Origin of the sequence: Halomonas sp. NyZ770, assembly GCF_020616575.1 — a bacterium.
GTDB lineage: Bacteria > Pseudomonadota > Gammaproteobacteria > Pseudomonadales > Halomonadaceae > Vreelandella > Vreelandella hamiltonii.
On sequence record NZ_CP085143.1, the window covers coordinates 1978456 to 1997156 of the forward strand.

The following is an 18701-nucleotide window of genomic DNA, read 5'->3' on the forward strand; positions in this document are numbered from 1 at the left end:
AGACAACCGCTCAACTCTCATTTCATGGGGTGCACCTTGGCACGCTACACACTTCGTCGATTGCTACTGATGATTCCGACACTGCTCGGCATCATGCTGCTGAACTTCGTGATCGTTCAGGCAGCGCCGGGAGGGCCTATCGACCAGATGCTGGCCCGTTTCGAAGGAGCCGACGCCATGGCCAGCACGCGCCTGGACATGGGCGGTGCCGATATCCAGGTAAGCGATGACTCCCGTGGCGCGCGCGGTATCGACCCACGCTTCATCGAACAGCTGGAGCAGCAGTTCGGGTTCGACAAACCCGCCCATGAGCGCTTTATCGGCATGATGCTGGACTATCTGACCTTCGATTTTGGCACCAGCTTCTTTCGCGACCGCCCGGTGATCGAGCTGATGATCGAGCGCTTGCCGGTTTCCATCTCGCTGGGCCTGTGGACCACCCTGCTGGTCTACCTTATTTCGATTCCGCTGGGCATTCGCAAGGCGCTGCGACACGGGTCTCGATTCGACGTGTGGAGCTCAGGGCTCGTCATCGTCGGCTACGCCATCCCCGGCTTTCTGTTCGCCATCCTGCTGATCGTGCTGTTTGCGGGGGGCTCGTATCTGGACTGGTTCCCGCTGAGAGGCCTCACTTCCCCCGATTTTGCCGACCTCTCCACCTGGGGCAAAATCAAGGACTATTTCTGGCATATCACGCTACCGGTACTGGCCGCTGCCATCGGCAGTTTCGCCACGCTCACCATGCTGACCAAGAACAGCTTCCTGGATGAAATCCACAAGCAGTATGTGTTGACGGCGCGCGCCAAGGGCGCCGACGAGCAGCGTATCCTGTATGGTCACGTGTTTCGTAATGCCATGCTGATCATCATTGCCGGACTACCGTCGGCGATGATCGGCATTTTCTTTACCGGTGCGCTACTCATCGAAGTGATTTTCTCGCTGGATGGCCTGGGGCTACTGGGTTTCGAGGCGGTCATGCAACGCGACTACCCGGTCATCTTCGGCACCCTGTTCCTGTATACCGTCATCGGGCTGGTGCTCAAGCTGATTTCCGACCTGACCTACGTGTGGGTCGACCCACGTATCGATTTCGCCTCCAGGGAGTCCTGATATGCACGCCATCTCCTCCCGCCTTTCCCCGATTACCCGGCGGCGCTGGGCGGCGTTCAAGGCCAACCGGCGGGCACGCATCTCGCTGTGGCTGTTTGGCGTACTGTTCATCATCAGCCTGTTCGCGGAGCTGATCGCCAACGACAAACCCATCGTGATGCAGTTCGAAGGGCAGTGGTACGTTCCCTTGCTGGTCGACTATCCGGAAACCGAGTTCGGCGGCTTTTTGCCCACCCGAACCGACTATCTCGATCCGTTCATCCAACAGCAGATCAGCGACCATGGCTGGGCGCTCTGGCCCATCATCCCCTTTTCGTATCAAACCCTCGACATGCAGATGAGCCGTCCTTCCCCGGCCCCACCCGATGGGCGCCACTGGCTGGGCACCGATGATCAAGGGCGCGATGTCATGGCCCGGGTGATTTACGGCTTTCGTCTCTCGGTTGCTTTCGCGCTGGTGTTGACCGCAGGCTCGCTGGTCATCGGAGTCATTGCCGGTGGCCTGCAGGGCTATTTCGGCGGCAAGGTGGATCTCATCGGCCAGCGTTTCACGGAAATATGGTCCGGGCTGCCGGTGCTGTTCCTGCTGATCATTCTGGCCAGCTTCGTGCAGCCGGGTTTCTGGTGGCTACTGGGCATCATGCTGCTGTTTTCCTGGCTAGGTCTGGTGGATATCGTGCGCGCCGAATTCCTGCGCGCCCGTAACCTGGAGTACGTGCGGGCTGCCAAGGCCATGGGGCTTCCTTCCCGACTCATCATGTGGCGCCATGTCCTGCCCAATGCCATGGTGGCAACGCTTACATTCATTCCGTTCATCTTTACCGGCGCCATCGGCACCTTGACGGCACTCGACTTTCTGGGCTTCGGCTTGCCCCCAGGCGCCCCCTCGCTGGGTGAACTGGCGGCACAGGGCAAGAACAACCTGCATGCGCCCTGGCTCGGCATCACGGCCTTCATGACGCTGGCCATCATGCTGTCACTGCTGGTATTCATCGGTGAGGGCCTGCGGGATGCCTTCGACCCTCGCCACGTCAAGCAAGGCGCCAATGCTGCCCGGGAAGCCGCCCATGTCTGAACTTAGCTCTGCCCCTCTGCTGCACCTGAATGACTTCAGCGTGGCGTTCGATGGCCAGGTGGTGGTCGACAAACTGTCGCTGTCGCTGAATGCGGGGGAAACCCTGGCCATCGTCGGAGAGTCCGGCTCGGGCAAGTCGGTCTCCGCGCTGGGCGCCATTGGCTTGCTGCCCAGCAATGCCCAGGTCGTTGGCCAGCGCCTGCTGGAAGGCCGTGACGTGAGCCAGCTGCGTGAGCGCGACTGGAACACGCTGCGGGGCAACCGCGTCGGGTTCATTTTTCAGGAGCCGATGACATCGCTCAACCCGCTGCATCGCATTGGCAAGCAGATAGGGGAAACCCTGCGCTTGCATCAAGGGTTGAGCGGACAAGCGGCCAGGCAGCGGGCGCGTACGCTGCTGGAGCAGGTCAAACTGCCCCGCCCCGACGAGCTGCTGGACGCCTGGCCTCACCAGCTCTCGGGAGGCCAGCGCCAGCGCGTCATGATCGCTATGGCCATCGCCAACAACCCCGCACTGTTGATTGCCGACGAACCCACCACGGCGCTGGACGTCACGGTACAGCAGGAAATTCTGGCATTGCTCAAGGAGCTACGCGATCACCACGGCATGGGGCTACTGCTGATCAGCCACGACCTCAACCTGGTGCGACGCCATGCCGATCGTGTCTGCGTGATGTATCGCGGCAAGGTAGAAGAAACCGGGCCCGTCGCACAGGTCTTCGCCAACCCGCAAAGCGACTACACCCGAGCACTCATCGCCGCCGAGCCGGAGGGCCGACCTGCAGCGCCGCTCAGCAGTGCTGCCCTGCTGAGCGCCCGCCAGCTGCGCGTCAGCTTCAAACGACCCAAGACGCGGCTGTTCCAGCGCCAGCCCCCGGCTTTCGAAGCGCTGAAAACCACCGATCTGCACATAGCGCCCGGTGAAACCCTGGGCATCGTGGGCGAGTCCGGGTCGGGCAAGACCACGCTGGCCTCGGCCATCATGCGGCTGGTGCCCAGCGAGGGAGATGTCAGCCTGGGCGATGCGCGGCTGAGCGAGCTGACGGGAGACGCTCTGCGTCGCCAGCGCCATCGGCTGCAGATGGTGTTTCAGGACCCCTACGGCGCGCTTTCACCGCGCATGCCCGTGTTCGACATCGTCAGCGAAGGGTTGCGCTTTCACTTTCCGCGCCTGAGCGACAGCGAGGTCCGCGAGCGCGTCCGCCAGACCCTGAAGGAAGTCGGCCTGCCCGAAAGCTGTGCCGACCGCTACCCCCACGAGTTTTCAGGCGGCCAACGCCAGCGTATTGCCGTGGCCCGGGCCATCATCCTGGAGCCCGAGCTGCTGGTCCTCGACGAGCCCACCTCTGCCCTGGACCGCACCGTGCAAAAGCAGCTGGTCACGCTACTGCGGGAACTGCAGGCCAGGCGGCAGCTCAGCTATCTGTTCATCAGCCACGACCTGGCCGTCGTCCGCGCCATGGCACACCGCATCATGGTGTTGAAAGATGGCGAGGTGGTCGAACAGGGGGATTGTCTTGACGTGCTGGCCAACCCTCGCCACCCGTATACCCAAGCGCTTTTGAGTGCGGCCCACCTTTCTTGAGCTGGCTGAGAATCTGATCACCAAGGACATTTCTGGCAAAAAAATTTCTGGCGGAGAGGCTCGACCCGAGCCTCTCCGCCAGCGCCTGAAAACATCCAAAGGTGGGATTTTTTTTTCAGGCCAGACAAGATAACGGTATAAATATGGCCCGTTTAGAAGCTGTCGATCTCTTCCTGGGTCAGCGCTCGCCACTCGCCTGGTGCCAAATCATCGGGCAGCGCGAGGCTGCCGATCGAGTGCCGATGGAGCGCCTCGACGTGGTTGCCCAAGGCAGCAAACATCCGCTTTACCTGATGGTAGCGGCCTTCGGTAATGGTCAGCTCTGCCTGCTGCGGGGTAATGAAACGCAGCGTGGCTGGCTGGGTGGGAGTCTCTTCACCTTCGAGCAGCAGGCCTTCGGCCACGCGCTCGACCGCCTGCTGAGCCGCCTCACCTTCCATGGGCTCGGCCAGTTCGGCGAGATACACCTTGGCACAGCGGTGGCGCGGCGATGTCACTCGGTGGGACCACTGCCCGTCATCGGTCAATAGCAGCAGTCCGGTGGTGTCCACATCCAGGCGCCCTACCGGCTGAAGGCGTTCTACCTTGGGCTCATCGATGATATCGATGAGCCGCGGATACAGCCCCCGGCGTGCAGTGCACTCCACGTCCTTGGGCTTGTGCAGCATGATATAGCGCAGCCCCACCAGCTCGAGACGCTCGCCATTCAGACGCACCTCATCCTGGGCCGTGTCGATATGGGTGGCGGCTTGCTTGATGGGCTCGCCATTCAGCGTCACTTCGCCATTTTTCAAGGCGCGCTTGGCGAGGCTGCGGGTCAGCGCAGAGGTTTCACTCAAAAAACGATCAAGGCGCATTATTGGCCCACTCCTGGCAGTAGCGAAAAGCGATCGGCATCTTGCCAGGCAGGAAATTTGTCACGAAAGGCATCCAGTTCCGTCTTGTCGAGCGTTCCGGTATCGATGAACGCGGTATGGGCAGGATGGTCGATGAGCGGTTCACCCTTGAAATCGACCAGCATGGAGTCGCCGCTATAGGCCAGCCCCTTGGCGTCTTCGCCCACACGATTGACGCCTATCACATAGGCGAGGTTTTCCACCGCGCGTGCTTGCAGCAGCGTGCGCCACGGATGGCGACGAGGGGCGGGCCAGTTAGCCACGCACAGCACGGCATCATACTCGAAATGCTCGCCTTCTGCTGGCTGCTGGCGCATCCACACGGGAAACCGCAGGTCGTAGCAAACGCTGAGCTGCAGCTTGAATCCCTTGAGTTCGACGATCTGCCGTGCCGACCCCATGCCGTATCGCTCATGCTCTCCCGCCATGCGGAACAGGTGACGCTTGTCGTAGTAGCGCAGTTCGCCGTCGGGCGTTGCCCATACCATGCGGTTGTAGTACTGGCCATCCTCCACGACGGCCACGCTGCCGGTCATCACGCAACCTCGAGCCTGCGCTTGCGCTTGCAGCCAGGCCACGCTCTGGCTCTCGGCCATGGGCTGGGCCATCTCGCGAGAGTTCATGGTAAAGCCGGTGGCGAACATTTCGGGCAGCACGATCAAGTCCGTGTCCCGGCTATCCAGGTCGCCCAGCAGTTTGGCCAAATGCGTGTGGTTGGCGTGGGGGTCTTCCCAGCGCAAATCGCACTGCACCAGGCTGGTTTTCAGTTGGCTCATGCCATGCCTCCTTTGCATCAATGTCTTGGCCGATTGTGTGCTAGATTAGCATTTTTAGTTAATGAGGCTGCTATGCTTCCATCTGCACCCAGAGACCCTGAAGCGGTCAAGGGCGTCATGTTCGGTTTGACCGCCTATACCATGTGGGGTTGTTTTCCGCTGTTCTTTGCGTTGTTCGATGGAATACCCGCCTTTGAAATTCTGATCCACCGCATTTTGTGGTCATGCCTGTTCCTGGTCGGGCTGATCAGCGTCCTGCGCCGCTGGCCTCCGGTGGTGGCCGCGCTGGTCGAGCCCAGACGCCTGGGCAGGGTGCTCGCCTGCGCGCTGCTGATTGCCTTCAACTGGGGCATCTACATCTATGCCGTAGAGAGCAAGCAGGTGCTGCAAGCCAGCCTGGGCTACTTTCTCACCCCGCTGGTCAACGTTGCGTTGGGCATGCTGGTGCTCAGAGAAGTCATGGCCCGACTACAGCTGGTGGCGCTTGGTCTCGCCAGCCTGGCGATTGCCGTGCAATTCGTCATGCTGGGGGAGTTGCCGTGGATCAGCCTGCTGCTGGCGCTGAGTTTCGGCAGCTATGGGCTCTTTCGCAAGCAGGTGCCATTGGATGGGCTGTCTGGCCTGTTCGTGGAAACACTGCTGCTCTTCCCGCTGGCCCTGTTGGCGCTGAGCTGGATAAGCTGGCAAGGCACGTCACACTTCCTGCACGACGCGCCCATGTCGGCGTTACTGGTAGTCAGCGGTATCCTCACGGCCCTGCCGCTGATGGCGTTTGCCGGGGCCGCACGCCGCTTGCGGCTAGCCACCCTGGGGTTCTTGATGTACATCAACCCCAGCATTCAGTTTTTGATTGCACTGACCGTGTTTGGAGAGCCGCTGGGCCTGATTCAGCTCGTCACGTTTCTGATGATCTGGACAGGCCTGGCGCTCTATTCATGGTCGTCCTGGCAATCACGTCCGCGCCAGGCGGCCGCTTGAGGCCAGCGTGGTAGGCACCTGCTCTGGGGCTTGAGCCTGTGCGGCTTGTTCGGGCTGATACCCCACGCGGAAGCCACCCCAGTGTTTACCGTGCACATGAATGGGAACCGACAGGTCGTGCATGATCTCGCCCGTGTCGCGTTTGTAGGTTTGCAGCAGCAGCGGCTGCTCATGGGCACCACAGCGGCGACCGGTGGGGTCATCGAAAATGCGCTTGCTGCGGCAATATTTCAGGTCGTGTTGCGGGTCGCCAGTGGGTTCACGGCTCACCGCCGCGTTATGGGTGGGCACATAGCCATTGCGGTCACAGGCAATGGCGTAGCTCAGGCCGTGACCTGCCAACAGCGGCTCCTGCAGGGCGGGCAGTTGCTGGTCGGTGAAGGCATCGAAGCCGGTATGATAAAGCGGCGGCTGGGTCCCGGGGATCACCGCATAATTTGGATGGAACAGCGCGGCCTCCGATAGCTCGCCTCGGCTCAAGGCCTTTTCGAACAGCTTGCCAATCTTGTCGGCGGTTTGTCGAGCCACCTTGAATACCTGCTGATGGCGCCCTTCAAGATGTTGCTGGGCCAGCTCTGCATCCACGCTTTCGGCAGCCTCCATCAAGGCGTGAGCTTGCTGGGCAAGGGCGTGCATATGGCGGTTCCCTTCATCTACATCGTGCTCCAGCTGGTCGAGGCTGTCCGCCACGGTCTGGCTGTGGGCCCGCGTACTGTCCATGGCACCCGCCACGCTGGTGATTTCCTGCTGCACCTGGTCGAACTCCTGGGTAATGGTGGCCAGGCTGCTCCCTACCTGCTGCATCTCCTCAGCCCGGTCTCGCACCCGGGTCATCAACCCGCCCATGGTGCTCACGACACTCTGGCCGCTTTGGTGCATATCCTTGACCAGCCCATCGATACTTTGGGTGGCCGTGGACGTTTTCAACGCCAGGTCGCGCACCTCTCCCGCCACCACCGCAAAGCCTCGGCCATGCTCGCCGGCCCTGGCAGCTTCGATGGATGCGTTCAGCGACAACAAGTGGGTCTGTTCGGCCACCCCCTCGATCATGGAAGTCACGCTGCGCACCCTTTCGATCTTGTCGTTCAGTTCGGTGAGCATATCCAACGCCAGGCCGGAGCGCTCGGCCACATCGGTCATGTCCTGAATGATATCGGCCAGCGCATCATGATTGTCATGACTCGCCCGCTGGGCGCTTTCGGCCAGGGTCGCTACCTGTGTCGCGCTAGCGCTGACTTGCATGATGGCAGCGTTGATGGCGCTCATGCTGGAAGAGGCCTCACTGGCCATGTTTTCTTGTTTGGCGAGACGTTGGGCCATCAGGTCTGCGTAGTGGGACACCTCCGCCGAGGCAATGGCAGTACTGCTGGCGCGATGCATCAGGCGATACGCCATGCCGCGTAGCGCACCATAGTCCTGAATCGGCCTGATACTGCGGGGCACCGATACCAAACGTTGGTGATCGGCACGGTACACGTCGTACAGGGCGGCGGCCACCAGCGCGCCCCCCGCGACAAGGGCACTGGCGAGCCCAGCATACGCCCAGAAGCCTCCTCGCCAGGTCATCCCGACGGCAGCACTGATCAATAGCAGCGGTAACAGCCAGCGAAGCAGTCGCATAGTGAGTACTCTTTTATTGTTGAGATCGTCGAGTCATGGCGCAATACAGACCGCGTTTACCACTCAGTCAGCTTAACCAGTTACGCATTTGAAATAAGTAGCACTTTGGGGGGATAGCAAAAGGTAATATTTGGCCTTGAGGCAAGTGGGCATGACATTTTTATAACTAAACAGGCTAAACTATGTTCCGTTTTGCAGGTCCCGTTTTTCCTGATATGGCCAACGCTGCGAGAAACCATGTTGAAGCGCTATTTGCCCATTCTTGCCTGGCTACCCCACTATCATCGGCGCCTGCTGGGGGCCGACCTCATGGCGGGCCTGATCGTGACGGTCATGGTCATTCCCCAGTCGCTGGCATACGCTCTGCTGGCCGGGCTGCCTGCCGTGGTAGGACTTTACGCCAGTCTTCTTCCCCAACTGCTCTACACCCTGCTGGGCACCAGCCGAACCCTGGCGGTGGGGCCCGTGGCCATCATTGCGCTGATGACGGGAGCGGCACTTTCGTCGGTGGCCGCCCCCGGTAGCGCCGAATACCTGCAAGCCGCACTGGTGCTGTCGCTGCTCTCGGGCATGATCCTGCTGATCATGGGCAGCCTGAAAATGGGTTTTTTCAGCAACTTCCTGAGCCATCCGGTCATCTCTGGTTTCCTGACGGCTTCCGGCATTCTGATTGCGGTCAGCCAGCTGGGCGGCCTGCTGGGAATTGCCAGCAGCGGCTTTACGCTCGTCGAACGGCTCATGACGCTGCTACCCAACCTGCCTGACATCAACCCCTACACAGCGACCATTGGCGTGGGGACGCTGCTGTTTCTGGTGGCGCTGCGCCGCTACGGCAAACGCTCGTTGATCTGGGTAGGCGTGCCTGTATCCCTGGCAGACCTGCTGACCAAGGCAGGCCCGGTATTTGCCGTGCTGATCACGACGCTGGTCACCTGGCACTGGCAGCTGGCCTATCAGGGTGTGGCGGTGGTGGGTACGATTCCCAGCGGTTTGCCCGCGTTCAGCCTGCCCTGGGGCGACGCCTCGCTCTGGCGGGCGCTATTGATTCCTGCTCTATTGATCAGTCTGGTGGGGTTTGTGGAGTCGGTCTCCATGGGCCAGATGCTGGCCGCCAAACGCCGCCAGCGTATCTCACCCAATCAGGAGTTGATCGGCCTGGGCGCCGCCAATCTGGCGGCAGGTTTCACCAGTGGCATGCCGGTCACCGGCGGGCTCTCGCGCACCGTGATCAACTACGATGCCGGGGCACAGACCCCGGCCGCAGGGGCCTTTGCCGCCCTGGGCATTGGGTTGGTGACGCTGGCGTTCACTGGCTGGCTCTACTACCTGCCCATCGCCACCCTGGCGGCCACCATCACGGTCTCCATCCTGACGCTGGTGGACATTCCCATGCTGCGCCAGACCTGGCGCTACTCCCGCAGTGACTTTGCCGCCATGGCGGTCACGATTCTGCTGACTCTGGTCGAAGGCATCGAGGCCGGCATCATTGGCGGCGTCACGCTCTCCATCGCACTTTTTCTCTATCGCACCAGCCGCCCCCACAGCGCGTTGGTAGGTCGGGTGCCCGACACCGAACATTTTCGCAATACCGAGCGCCATGATGTCGAAACCGCCCCGCATGCAGCGCTGCTGCGCATCGATGAGAGCCTCTACTTCGCCAACGCCCGCTACCTCGAAGATACCGTCTACAACCTGGTGGCCAGCCGACCCGAGCTGGAACACGTGGTACTGATCTGTTCGGCCGTCAATTTGATCGACGCCTCGGCCTTGGAAAGCCTGGATGCCATCAACGCACGGCTGAAGGATTCCGAAGTGAAGCTGCACCTTGCCGAGGTCAAGGGGCCGGTCATGGATCAACTGAAGAAGAGCGACTTCCTCGAAGAACTGTCTGGCCGCGTGTTTTTGAGCACCTATGCTGCCTGGCGTGAGTTCTCCCCATAGCCCAGTCATTCAAGCCATTGAAAATAAATCGAAAAGCCGAGCCATTGCTCGGCTTTTTGCATTTAGCAATCGGCATTTTTGGGTACTTCATCAAACGGCGTTGACAGCCTCTGCTGGCTTACCTACTATCACCTGACCACTTAGCAGAATCAAATACCGCATAGCAAAACACATTGTAGCAAAGCGTAACAACCCGATAGCGACCATCACAACCACAATAAAGGAGCATGAAAATGCATCCATTTGCTCACCGCCTGCTCATCGCCGCCCTGCCGCTTTCTCTACTGGGTGCGGCCGTCAGCCACGCCAGCGAAGTAGAACTGCCGCGCACCATGGCGTGGACGGCCTACGGCACCAACTCCAGCGGCTACGCCCAGGCCGTTGCCATCGGCAACATGCTGCAGAACCATTACGGCTCTTCGGTGCGCATACTGCCCGGCGACAACGACGTTTCCCGCATGACGCCCCTGAAACAAGGACGTGTCGACCTGTGCGCCTGCGGTATCGCCAGCTACTACGGCGCCGAAGGGGTCATGATGTTCGCTGATCGCGACTGGGGCCCACAGCCGCTGCGCGTGATCACCACATCCACGGCGTCATTCGGCCTGTCATTGGCCGTGGCAGGCGACCTGGGCGTTGAAACCCCGGCGGACCTGGCTGGCAAGCGCATTGCCTACATTCGTGGTGACGATGCGCTGAACAAAGGCACCGAGGCGTATCTGGCCTTCGGTGGGCTTACCTGGGACGACGTGGAGCGCGTCGACTATCCGGGTTACGCCCGCTCCTTCGACGGCATCATCGCCGGTGATGTGGATGCCTCCTTCACGACGACCGTGACGCCCCCTGCGCAGCAGCTGGCCAGTAGCCCCAGAGGCATCAGCTGGCCGGTGCTCGATCCAAACGATGAAGCAGGCTGGGAGCGCATGGCGGCAGTTGCCCCCTATTTTCAGCCCCATGAAGTCACCGCAGGCGCGGGCGGCATCAGCGCGGACAACCCGGTCCCCAGCGCCAGCTACCCTTATCCCATCGTCGTGGCCAATCAGGACCTGGATGACAAGGTCGCCTATGGTCTGATTCGAGCCATGAATGACCATTACGACGATTACAAGGACAACGCGCCGGGAGCCGTGGGCTACGCGCTGGAGTACCAGGATCTACAGTGGGTAGTGCCGTTCCACGATGCGGTGGTGGAGTACTACAAGGAAATCGACGTATGGACCGATGACATGCAGGCTCACCAGGATCAGCTGGTCGAGCGGCAAAATGTCCTGCTGCAAGCCTGGGAGGCGTTCATGGCAGACGCACCCAGCGACTCGGACGCGTTCACTACCGAGTGGATGGCGGCCCGCGCCTCGGCATTGACCGACGCCGGATTCGAGCCGATTTTCGAGTAACTCGCCTCGGGGCGGCGCTCGCCGCCCCAGCTGATTGATGGAACGCCCTATGACCACCGATACCGCGCCTGTTAATGCCCCGCAGGTCAAAGAAAAGATCAGCCAAATCCGCGAGCTGCCACCTGCGCTTCGCTGGGTTCCCGCAGCCGTCACCGTGCTGCTGATGATGATGACGCTGGATTACCTGTTCAACTGGGGCTGGCTCACCTTCGTGACCGGGCTCGAAACCCAGTTCTATTACGCAGTAGTGGCACTGCTGCTGCCGCTGGTCTTTCTGCTATGGCCCATGCTCAGCCGACAGCAGGACCAGACCATCCCCTGGTACGACTACCTGCTCAGCGCCATCACCTTGGTGATTGGCGGCTACTTCGTCTATAACGCGGTGTCCATTCTCGAGCGCGGCTGGGCATTTTCAGCCCCGGACACTGCCATTTACGCCAGCTACGCCTACTGGGTTCTCATCATCGAAGCTGCCCGCCGGGCGGGCGGCCTGCCGATTGCCATCATTGCCGGGCTATTCTCTCTTTACCCCTTGGTGGCGGATATCGTACCGGGCCCGATTCAAGCGTTTCCTTCCAGCCTGTCTGAAACGGCCATGTACCATACCATGAGCACCGAGAGCATCATGGGGGTGCCACTGCAGGCCTTTGCCGGGCTGGTCATCGGTTTTCTGGTGTTTGGCGTCGTGCTGCAAAAAAGCGGCGGCGGCAAGTTTTTCATCAACCTGGCCTTTGCACTGCTGGGCCATGTGCGCGGCGGCCCTGCCAAGGTATCGATTTTCTCCAGCGGCCTGATGGGCTCCATGAGCGGCAGCGTGATCAGCAACGTGCTGACTACCGGGGTGCTGTCGATCCCCGCCATGCGCCGCATCGGCATGAGCCGTTCGTTCGCTGGCGGCGTCGAAGCCTGTGCATCCACCGGAGGCGTGCTGATGCCACCGGTCATGGGCGCCACCGCCTTCGTCATGGCCATGTTCCTGGACGTGCCCTACTCCACCATTGCGCTGGCCGCCGTCATTCCCTCGATTCTCTATTTTCTGGGGCTGTTCATCCAGATCGACGCTTACGCTGCCCGCCATGATGTCAAGGGGCTGCCTGCGGTAGAGCTGCCATCGGTCTGGCAAACCCTCAAGGAGGGCTGGTACTTCATCTTCGTCTTTGGCCTGCTGGTGTGGATGCTGCTGGTCATGCAGCGCGAAGCGGTGGCACCGTTCTACGCAACCGCCCTGCTGCTGGTACTCAACCAGCTTTCCCGCCAGAACCGCTGGGGATGGAAAGATGTTGCCGACACGCTCTCTTCGGCCGCCAAGCTGTTTGCCGAACTCATCGCCATTCTGGCAGGGGTCGGCATGCTGGTGGGCGCGCTCTCCATGACCGGCCTTTCAGGCACCATTGCCAACGACTTCATCAACATCGCCGGGGGCAGCGTACCGCTGCTGCTGATCATGGGGGCGGTCACCAGCTTCGTGCTGGGCATTGGCATGACCGTGACCGCAGCCTACATCTTCCTGGCCGTGGCGCTGGCCCCGGCGCTGATTCAAGGCGGCGGCCTGGACCCCATGGCAGTGCACATGTTCATTCTCTACTGGGGCATGCTGAGCTTCATCACGCCTCCCGTGGCGCTGGGAGCTTTTGCCGCTGCCACGGTGGCGGGCGCCCGCCCCATGGAGACCGGCCTGCAGGCCATGCGCCTGGGCAGCGTGATCTACTTCATTCCCTTCCTGTTCGTCCTCAATCCGGCGCTGATCATGCAGGGCGAGCCACTGGTGATCGTCGCCGTGTTCATTCAGGCCATCATCGGCATCGTCCTGTTCGCATCGGCCATGCAGGGCTATCTGATGGGCGTCGGGCGGCTGGGGTACGGCATGCTGCAAGAGGCGGTCATTCGTGGTCTGGTACTGGTAGCGGGCCTGCTGCTGGCGCTCCCCGGGGGCGGTATGGTTCCGCTGAGCCAGTGGGAGTTGATTGGCCTGGCCGCGGCAGCACTATTGCCAGGGGTTGCCCTTGCGCGACTTAGCCAGCGCCACCACCAGCGTTCGCTGACGGCCAACGCTTGATACCCACCACGAGGAGACATCATGAACACAAGAACAACGCTTACCCTCGCCCTCAGTAGCGTCACCGCTGGCCTGCTGGCAGCGGGCAGCGCCAGCGCCATGCCCAGCACCTTGAACTGGACGGCGTATGGCACGGGCACCAGCGGCCACGCCCAGATCATGGCGATCAGCCAGCTGCTTCAGGAGGAGCATGGCACTCAGTCCCGGGTCATTCCCGGTGAAAACGACACCATGCGCATGACGCCGCTCAAAACCGGCCGCGTGGATCTGTGTGCCTGCGGCATTGCCAGCTACTACGGCTCGGAAGGCGTCATGATGTTTGCCGGACCGGACTGGGGGCCCCAGCCCATTCGCGTCATTTCCACCGCCATGGCCAGCTTCGGGCTGGGCATGGCGGTAGCTGGCGATGTGGAGATCGACTCCATCGCCGACCTCAAGGGCAAGCGGCTAGCCTACCTGCGTGGCGACGATGCCCTGAACAAGGCCGCCGAAGCCTATCTGGCGTTTGCCGGGCTGACCTGGGATGACGTGCAGCGTGTCGATTTCCCCGGTTACAACGCCGCCTTCGACGGCATCATTAGCGGCCGTGCCGATGCGGCGATTACCACCACAGTCACTCCGGCGGCCCAGCGCTTGGCGGCCAGCCCACGCGGCTTGCAGTGGCCAGCGCTACCCACGGACGATGACGCAGGCTGGGCACGCATGCTGGAGGTAGCCCCTTACTTTCAGCCCCACGACGTGACCTCTGGCGCGGGTATCGATGCCGAGCAGCCGCTGGCCAGCGCCAGCTACCCCTACCCGATCATGGTGAGTAACGCCGACCTGGCACCGGAAACCGTTACCGGGCTGATCACCACGCTGGTGGAGTCCTTTGACGACTACAAGGACAACGCCCCCGGCGCCAGCGGCTATGCGCTGGAAAACCAGAACCTGACCTGGGTGGTGCCCTTCCACGATGCCGTGGTGGCTTACTACCAACAGACCGGCGTGTGGAACGATGCCATGGAGGCCCATCAGAACGCCCTGGTAGCGCGGCAACAGCTGCTGATGGAGACCTGGGAAGCGTATCAAGCCGATGCCCCCGAAGACGAAACGGCGTTCATCGACGGCTGGATGCAGGTGCGTCGCACCGCGCTGGAAGAGGCTGGGTTGAATCCAGTGTTCTAGGCTCTGTCTGAAAAGACGGCGAGCTGCGGTGGGCCACTTTACGCTGACGTGGCGGGTGTCCCATGCGCACCTCATCGCCAGGCCTACCTCAACAAGCCTGACTCACGCCGCGCTTCATATTTCGCCGCATCTTTTACCTCAGGCCGCCACTGTGCGGCCTTTTATTCAAAGCCATAAATTCCGCAATGCAAAACTACGTTTTGAATTATTGACTCCAGCGGCGTCTTTCGCCATGATCGATGTATATTCCAAATAACAATGCTTAGTTTCATATAGCGAAACACGGGAGCCATCATGAGTGTTCACTACCAGCGGCATGGCGAGGTGGGCGTCATCAGTATCGCCAACCCACCGGTCAACGCTTTGAGCCAGGCTGTGCGGCGCGGTTTGCTCGACGCGCTGCAAGAAGGCATCGCCGACCAGCAGGCCCAGGCGCTGGTGGTCATGGCCGAGGGCCGCACGTTCATCGCCGGGGCAGATATCCGCGAATTTGGCAAACCGCCCCAGGCGCCGCTTCTGCCAGACGTGATTAGCCAACTGGAAGCATGTCCCAAACCGTTGGTGGCATCGCTGCACGGCACGGCGCTGGGGGGTGGCCTGGAAGTCGCGCTGGGCTGTCACTATCGTGTGGCGCTGGCAAGCACTCGTGTTGGCCTGCCAGAAGTGAAGCTCGGCCTGCTGCCCGGCGCAGGCGGCACCCAACGCCTACCTCGGCTGGCTGGCGTGGCAAATGCGCTGGACATCATCACCAGCGGGCGCTTCGTGGAGGCCACGGAAGCCCATGCCATCGGAATCCTCGATGCCATCAGCGACGCCGCAACGCCGCTGGAAGCCGGGCTTGCCGCTGCACGAGCAGTGCTGGCGGGAGAACAGGCAACGCGTATTACCGGGCAGCTCCCCGCACCCGACGCCGACCCTCAAGCCATGGCTACCATGCGGGCGCAGCTTGAAAGCAGCGTCCCGGAGCTGTTTTCGCCGTTTCGCATCGTCGAAGCCATCGATGCCTGCACCCAGGCGGCATCGCTGGAAGAGGGCCTGCGCCAGGAGCGGGCACTGTTTCTGGCCTGTATGGACTCCCATCAACGGGCAGGGCTGATCCACCTATTTTTTGCCGCCCGAAGCCCTCACCTGGTACCCGGCGTAGAGAACGCGGCCCCCTTCACCCAGCTAGCCCTGATCGGTGAACACCCGCTGTTCGACACGCTGCAGCAGGCCGCCCAGCGGGCGGGGATAACGCTGACACCCACAGCAGAGGCCAACACCGAACTGTGCCTGCTGGCGCCCGGCGCGGATACCAGCACCTGCCCCGGCCAGGCCGTCACGCTAGCGCTGCGGCCACTTCCTGCCCCCATCAGCGCAGCCATCGACGAACACATTGACACAGACCTGCCCTCGACCTCCTTGAGCCTGGTGCTGGCTGAGCATGGCGCCTTCCATGAACTGGTCAATCACCACGCCAGCGCGCTGGACCAGCAGCGGGCAGCGTTAACCCTCAAGGCATTGCGGGCCAATGTGGTCGTGACGCGCTCCCCTGGCGTGCTGAGTACCCTGCATGACGCCGCCGCACAAGCGCCTGCCCAAGGCATCCAAACGGCGCTGGAGCATGCCAGCCTGGACCTGTCCCAGCAGGGAGCCTGCTACCGGGAAAGCGATATCGATCTGCTTTCGGTGGAAGCCCTGGGCTACCCCCGGCATTCAGGCGGGGCTCACCGCCAGGCCACGCTGGCCCAGCCCGCCTCCGACACCTCATCGACCACTGCCAGGAATGCACACTCATGAACCTGACGTTTAGCCCCGAAGAGCAGGCGTTCCGCGAGGAAGTCCGCCAATTTCTCAGCGACTCACTGCCCGAGGACATCCGTGAGCGGGTACGCCTGGGGCGCCATTTGCGCGCCGACGACCACCTGCGCTGGCAGAACATTCTCAGTGAACGGGGGTGGCTCGCCGCCAACTGGCCAGTCGAACACGGTGGCCCGGGCTGGGGGCCGGTGCAGCGGCATATCTTCGATGAAGAGTGCGCCGCCGCCCACGCTCCCACGGTCGTCCCCTTTGGCGTCAACATGGTGGCGCCGGTGATCATGAAGTTCGGCAGTGTCGCGCAGCAGCAACACTACCTGCCGCGCATTCTCGACAATCAGGATTGGTGGTGCCAGGGCTACTCCGAGCCGGGCGCTGGCTCGGACCTGGCCGGATTGTCGACCCGTGCGGTGCGTGACGGTGACCACTATGTGGTCAACGGCCAGAAAACCTGGACCACCCTGGGTCAGCACGCCAACATGATGTTCTGCCTGGTACGCACCGACCCCCAGGCCAAAAAGCAGGCAGGCATCAGCTTTTTATTGATCGATATGCAGACCCCCGGCATTACCGTGCGCCCGATCATCACCCTAGACGGTGCCCATGAAGTCAACGAGGTGTTCCTCGATAACGTGCGCGTACCGGTGGAGAACCGCGTGGGCGACGAGGGCCAGGGGTGGACCTGCGCCAAGTTCCTGCTCACCCATGAGCGCACCGGCATTGCCGGGCTGGGCCACGCCAAGCAGGCGCTGCGCCATTTGAAGTCGCTGGCCTCACGTATGCAGCATCGCGGCAAGCCGCTGCTGGCGCTGCCCAGCTTTCGCCAACGGGTGATCAAAGCCGAGCTGGAGCTAATGGCGCTGGAAGTCACCAACCTGCGGGTGATTGCCGCCTCCCGGGAGGGCGGTGTTCCCGGGGCAGAAAGCTCCCTGCTGAAAGTACGCGGCTCGGAGCTGCGTCAGGAGCTCAGCGAACTGACCCGCCGTGCGCTGGGGCCTGCCGCGCTGCCGTTCTTTCCCGAGTTTCTCCACGGTGACGACACGTTGGAAGACGCCGCCGCCCAGAGCGCTGCTGCCAGCGCTCAGTATTTCAATCGGCGAAAGCTGTCGATTTATGGCGGGGCCAACGAGATTCAAAAGAGCATCGTCGCTAAAACCATTCTAGGCATGTAAGGGGTCACCATGGATTTCGCACTCACCGACGAGCAGCGCATGCTCGAAGAGACACTGACACGCCTGGTGGCCGACCAGGTATCCCCTGAACAACGCCGCGCCCTGCTGGAAGCGCCGTCACACGCCGCCAGCCCCCTGTGGCGCACCTTTGCCGAACTGGGGCTGCTGCATATGCCGTTCAGCGAAGACGTGGGAGGGCTGGGCGGCGACGGCACCGACCTGATGATCATCATGCAGGCACTGGGGCGCGGCCTGGTCCCGGAAGCCTACCTGTTTGGGCTGATCATGCCCGGGCAACTGCTGGCGCTATGTGGCAGTCCGGCACAGCAGGCACGCTGGCTGGCACCGCTGCTGGAAGGCGAGCACCAGCTTGCCCTGGCCTGGCAAGAGCACGCCGCCCGCTATGACGCGTTCGATATATCGACCCACGCGCGCCAGCACAACGGCCAGTGGCTGCTCAACGGCCACAAGGACGTGGTCATGAACCTGGCCAATGCCGCCGCCACGCTGGTCACCGCCCAACTGCCCAATGGCCAGTTAGGCGTGTTCATCGTGCCTGCCGATGCCCAGGGCGTTTCGCAGCGCACCTATCGCACCATGGATGACCAGCCCGCCGGTGACCTGATGCTGGACGACGTGGCCCTGCCGCTGGAGCACTGCCTGAGCGAAGACGCCGGTGAGGCACTGGCAGAGGTATTGGCCTTGGGCCGGGCAGCGCTGTGCGCCGGCGCCATCGGTGCCATGGAAACCGCCTGCGACCAGACGCTGGCGTACCTGAAAGAGCGCAAGCAGTTTGGCCTGCCGCTGGCCACGTTTCAGGCGCTGCAGCACCGCATGGTGGACATGCACCTGCACCTGGAGCAGTCGCGCTCCATGGCGATTCTTGCCGCCACCAGCCTCTCGCTGCCCGCCCAGGAACGGGATGCCAAGCTGGCCGCGGCCAAGGCGTACTGCGGTGAATCAGCGCGTTTCATCGCCGAACAGGCCATTCAGCTGCACGGCGGCATGGGCATGACCGAAGAGTGCTACGTGGCCCACTACGCCAAGCACCTGGTCATGTTCGATCACTACCTGGGCGATAGCGACTTCCACCTTGAAACGCTGAGCGAACAGCTGGACGCTGCCTGAGGAGCC

Annotated in this window: 14 protein-coding genes; 11 read left to right on the forward strand and 3 right to left on the reverse strand. The window is 62.0% G+C overall.

The features are described 5' to 3' along the window. The first annotated feature begins 36 nt into the window (after positions 1–36). From LG409_RS09125 to LG409_RS09135, 3 genes are read left to right on the forward strand one after another with little or no spacing between them, the layout of a single operon-like run. Positions 37–1110 (forward strand): microcin C ABC transporter permease YejB, encoded by a 1074-nt coding sequence (locus LG409_RS09125; protein WP_039178423.1) that lies wholly within the window; start codon positions 37–39, stop codon positions 1108–1110. Between the two features lies 1 nt (position 1111). Further along, positions 1112–2185 (forward strand): ABC transporter permease, encoded by a 1074-nt coding sequence (locus tag LG409_RS09130; RefSeq protein WP_193461954.1) that lies wholly within the window; start codon positions 1112–1114, stop codon positions 2183–2185. Beyond that, on the forward strand, positions 2178–3770 hold the full coding sequence (locus LG409_RS09135) for an ABC transporter ATP-binding protein (RefSeq protein WP_227408060.1): 1593 nt from the start codon (positions 2178–2180) through the stop codon (positions 3768–3770). Before LG409_RS09130 ends, LG409_RS09135 begins: the two co-directional genes overlap by 8 nt. Before the next feature lie 152 nt (positions 3771–3922). Here the strand turns inward: LG409_RS09135 and LG409_RS09140 are convergent, their stop codons facing one another. Next, a complete protein-coding gene (locus tag LG409_RS09140) occupies positions 3923–4627 on the reverse strand; it encodes a pseudouridine synthase (RefSeq protein WP_227408061.1) in 705 nt (234 codons plus the stop codon). Continuing rightward, the gene (locus LG409_RS09145; RefSeq protein WP_039177846.1) at positions 4627–5442 is read right to left on the reverse strand and encodes an amidohydrolase; all 816 of its coding nucleotides are present in this window, start codon (positions 5440–5442) and stop codon (positions 4627–4629) included. Before LG409_RS09145 ends, LG409_RS09140 begins: the two co-directional genes overlap by 1 nt. Before the next feature lie 72 nt (positions 5443–5514). Between LG409_RS09145 and rarD the strand changes: the two genes are divergently transcribed. Next, positions 5515–6420 carry an EamA family transporter RarD gene (gene rarD / locus LG409_RS09150; protein WP_227408062.1) on the forward strand — a complete coding sequence of 302 codons (906 nt, stop codon included), beginning with the start codon at positions 5515–5517 and terminating at the stop codon, positions 6418–6420. On the opposite strand, the gene LG409_RS09155 is transcribed toward rarD, so the two are convergent. Beyond that, positions 6394–8040, reverse strand: a complete 1647-nt coding sequence (locus tag LG409_RS09155) for a methyl-accepting chemotaxis protein (protein WP_227408063.1) — start codon at positions 8038–8040, stop codon at positions 6394–6396. The two genes, rarD and LG409_RS09155, sit on opposite strands and share 27 nt — an antisense overlap. Before the next feature lie 237 nt (positions 8041–8277). On the opposite strand from LG409_RS09155, the gene LG409_RS09160 reads away from it, so the two are divergent. The 7 genes from LG409_RS09160 (at position 8278) to LG409_RS09190 (ending at position 18695) form a co-directional block, all read left to right on the forward strand. Next, positions 8278–9981, forward strand: a complete 1704-nt coding sequence (locus tag LG409_RS09160; protein ID WP_096922955.1) for a SulP family inorganic anion transporter — start codon at positions 8278–8280, stop codon at positions 9979–9981. A 233-nt stretch (positions 9982–10214) separates the two neighbouring features. Continuing rightward, positions 10215–11375, forward strand: a complete 1161-nt coding sequence (locus LG409_RS09165) for a TAXI family TRAP transporter solute-binding subunit (protein ID WP_144984801.1) — start codon at positions 10215–10217, stop codon at positions 11373–11375. A gap of 49 nt (positions 11376–11424) precedes the next feature. Then, the gene (locus LG409_RS09170; protein ID WP_227408064.1) at positions 11425–13431 is read left to right on the forward strand and encodes a TRAP transporter permease; all 2007 of its coding nucleotides are present in this window, start codon (positions 11425–11427) and stop codon (positions 13429–13431) included. Positions 13432–13452: 21 nt separating this feature from the next. Beyond that, complete coding sequence (locus LG409_RS09175; protein ID WP_039181736.1) at positions 13453–14598, forward strand: TAXI family TRAP transporter solute-binding subunit; 1146 nt, start codon at positions 13453–13455, stop codon at positions 14596–14598. Between the two features lie 294 nt (positions 14599–14892). Beyond that, positions 14893–16377 carry an enoyl-CoA hydratase/isomerase family protein gene (locus tag LG409_RS09180; RefSeq protein ID WP_227408065.1) on the forward strand — a complete coding sequence of 495 codons (1485 nt, stop codon included), beginning with the start codon at positions 14893–14895 and terminating at the stop codon, positions 16375–16377. Beyond that, positions 16374–17567 carry an acyl-CoA dehydrogenase family protein gene (locus tag LG409_RS09185; protein WP_227408066.1) on the forward strand — a complete coding sequence of 398 codons (1194 nt, stop codon included), beginning with the start codon at positions 16374–16376 and terminating at the stop codon, positions 17565–17567. Before LG409_RS09180 ends, LG409_RS09185 begins: the two co-directional genes overlap by 4 nt. 9 nt (positions 17568–17576) lie before the next feature. Further along, positions 17577–18695: an acyl-CoA dehydrogenase family protein gene (locus LG409_RS09190; protein ID WP_227408067.1), complete on the forward strand. Its 1119-nt coding sequence runs from the start codon at positions 17577–17579 to the stop codon at positions 18693–18695. The last annotated feature ends 6 nt before the right edge of the window (positions 18696–18701 follow it).

Excerpts from the sequence above, each read along its gene's own strand:
- LG409_RS09160 (WP_096922955.1), top strand. The coding sequence starts at position 8,278 with ATGTTGAAGCGCTATTTGCCCATTCTTGCCTGGCTACCCCACTATCAT.
- LG409_RS09185 (WP_227408066.1), top strand. The coding sequence starts at position 16,374 with ATGAACCTGACGTTTAGCCCCGAAGAGCAGGCGTTCCGCGAGGAAGTC.
- LG409_RS09135 (WP_227408060.1), top strand. The coding sequence starts at position 2,178 with ATGTCTGAACTTAGCTCTGCCCCTCTGCTGCACCTGAATGACTTCAGC.
- LG409_RS09170 (WP_227408064.1), top strand. The coding sequence starts at position 11,425 with ATGACCACCGATACCGCGCCTGTTAATGCCCCGCAGGTCAAAGAAAAG.
- LG409_RS09155 (WP_227408063.1), bottom strand. The coding sequence starts at position 8,040 with ATGCGACTGCTTCGCTGGCTGTTACCGCTGCTATTGATCAGTGCTGCC.
- LG409_RS09180 (WP_227408065.1), top strand. The coding sequence starts at position 14,893 with ATGAGTGTTCACTACCAGCGGCATGGCGAGGTGGGCGTCATCAGTATC.
- LG409_RS09140 (WP_227408061.1), bottom strand. The coding sequence starts at position 4,627 with ATGCGCCTTGATCGTTTTTTGAGTGAAACCTCTGCGCTGACCCGCAGC.
- LG409_RS09190 (WP_227408067.1), top strand. The coding sequence starts at position 17,577 with ATGGATTTCGCACTCACCGACGAGCAGCGCATGCTCGAAGAGACACTG.
- rarD (WP_227408062.1), top strand. The coding sequence starts at position 5,515 with ATGCTTCCATCTGCACCCAGAGACCCTGAAGCGGTCAAGGGCGTCATG.
- LG409_RS09175 (WP_039181736.1), top strand. The coding sequence starts at position 13,453 with ATGAACACAAGAACAACGCTTACCCTCGCCCTCAGTAGCGTCACCGCT.
- LG409_RS09165 (WP_144984801.1), top strand. The coding sequence starts at position 10,215 with ATGCATCCATTTGCTCACCGCCTGCTCATCGCCGCCCTGCCGCTTTCT.
- LG409_RS09145 (WP_039177846.1), bottom strand. The coding sequence starts at position 5,442 with ATGAGCCAACTGAAAACCAGCCTGGTGCAGTGCGATTTGCGCTGGGAA.
- LG409_RS09130 (WP_193461954.1), top strand. The coding sequence starts at position 1,112 with ATGCACGCCATCTCCTCCCGCCTTTCCCCGATTACCCGGCGGCGCTGG.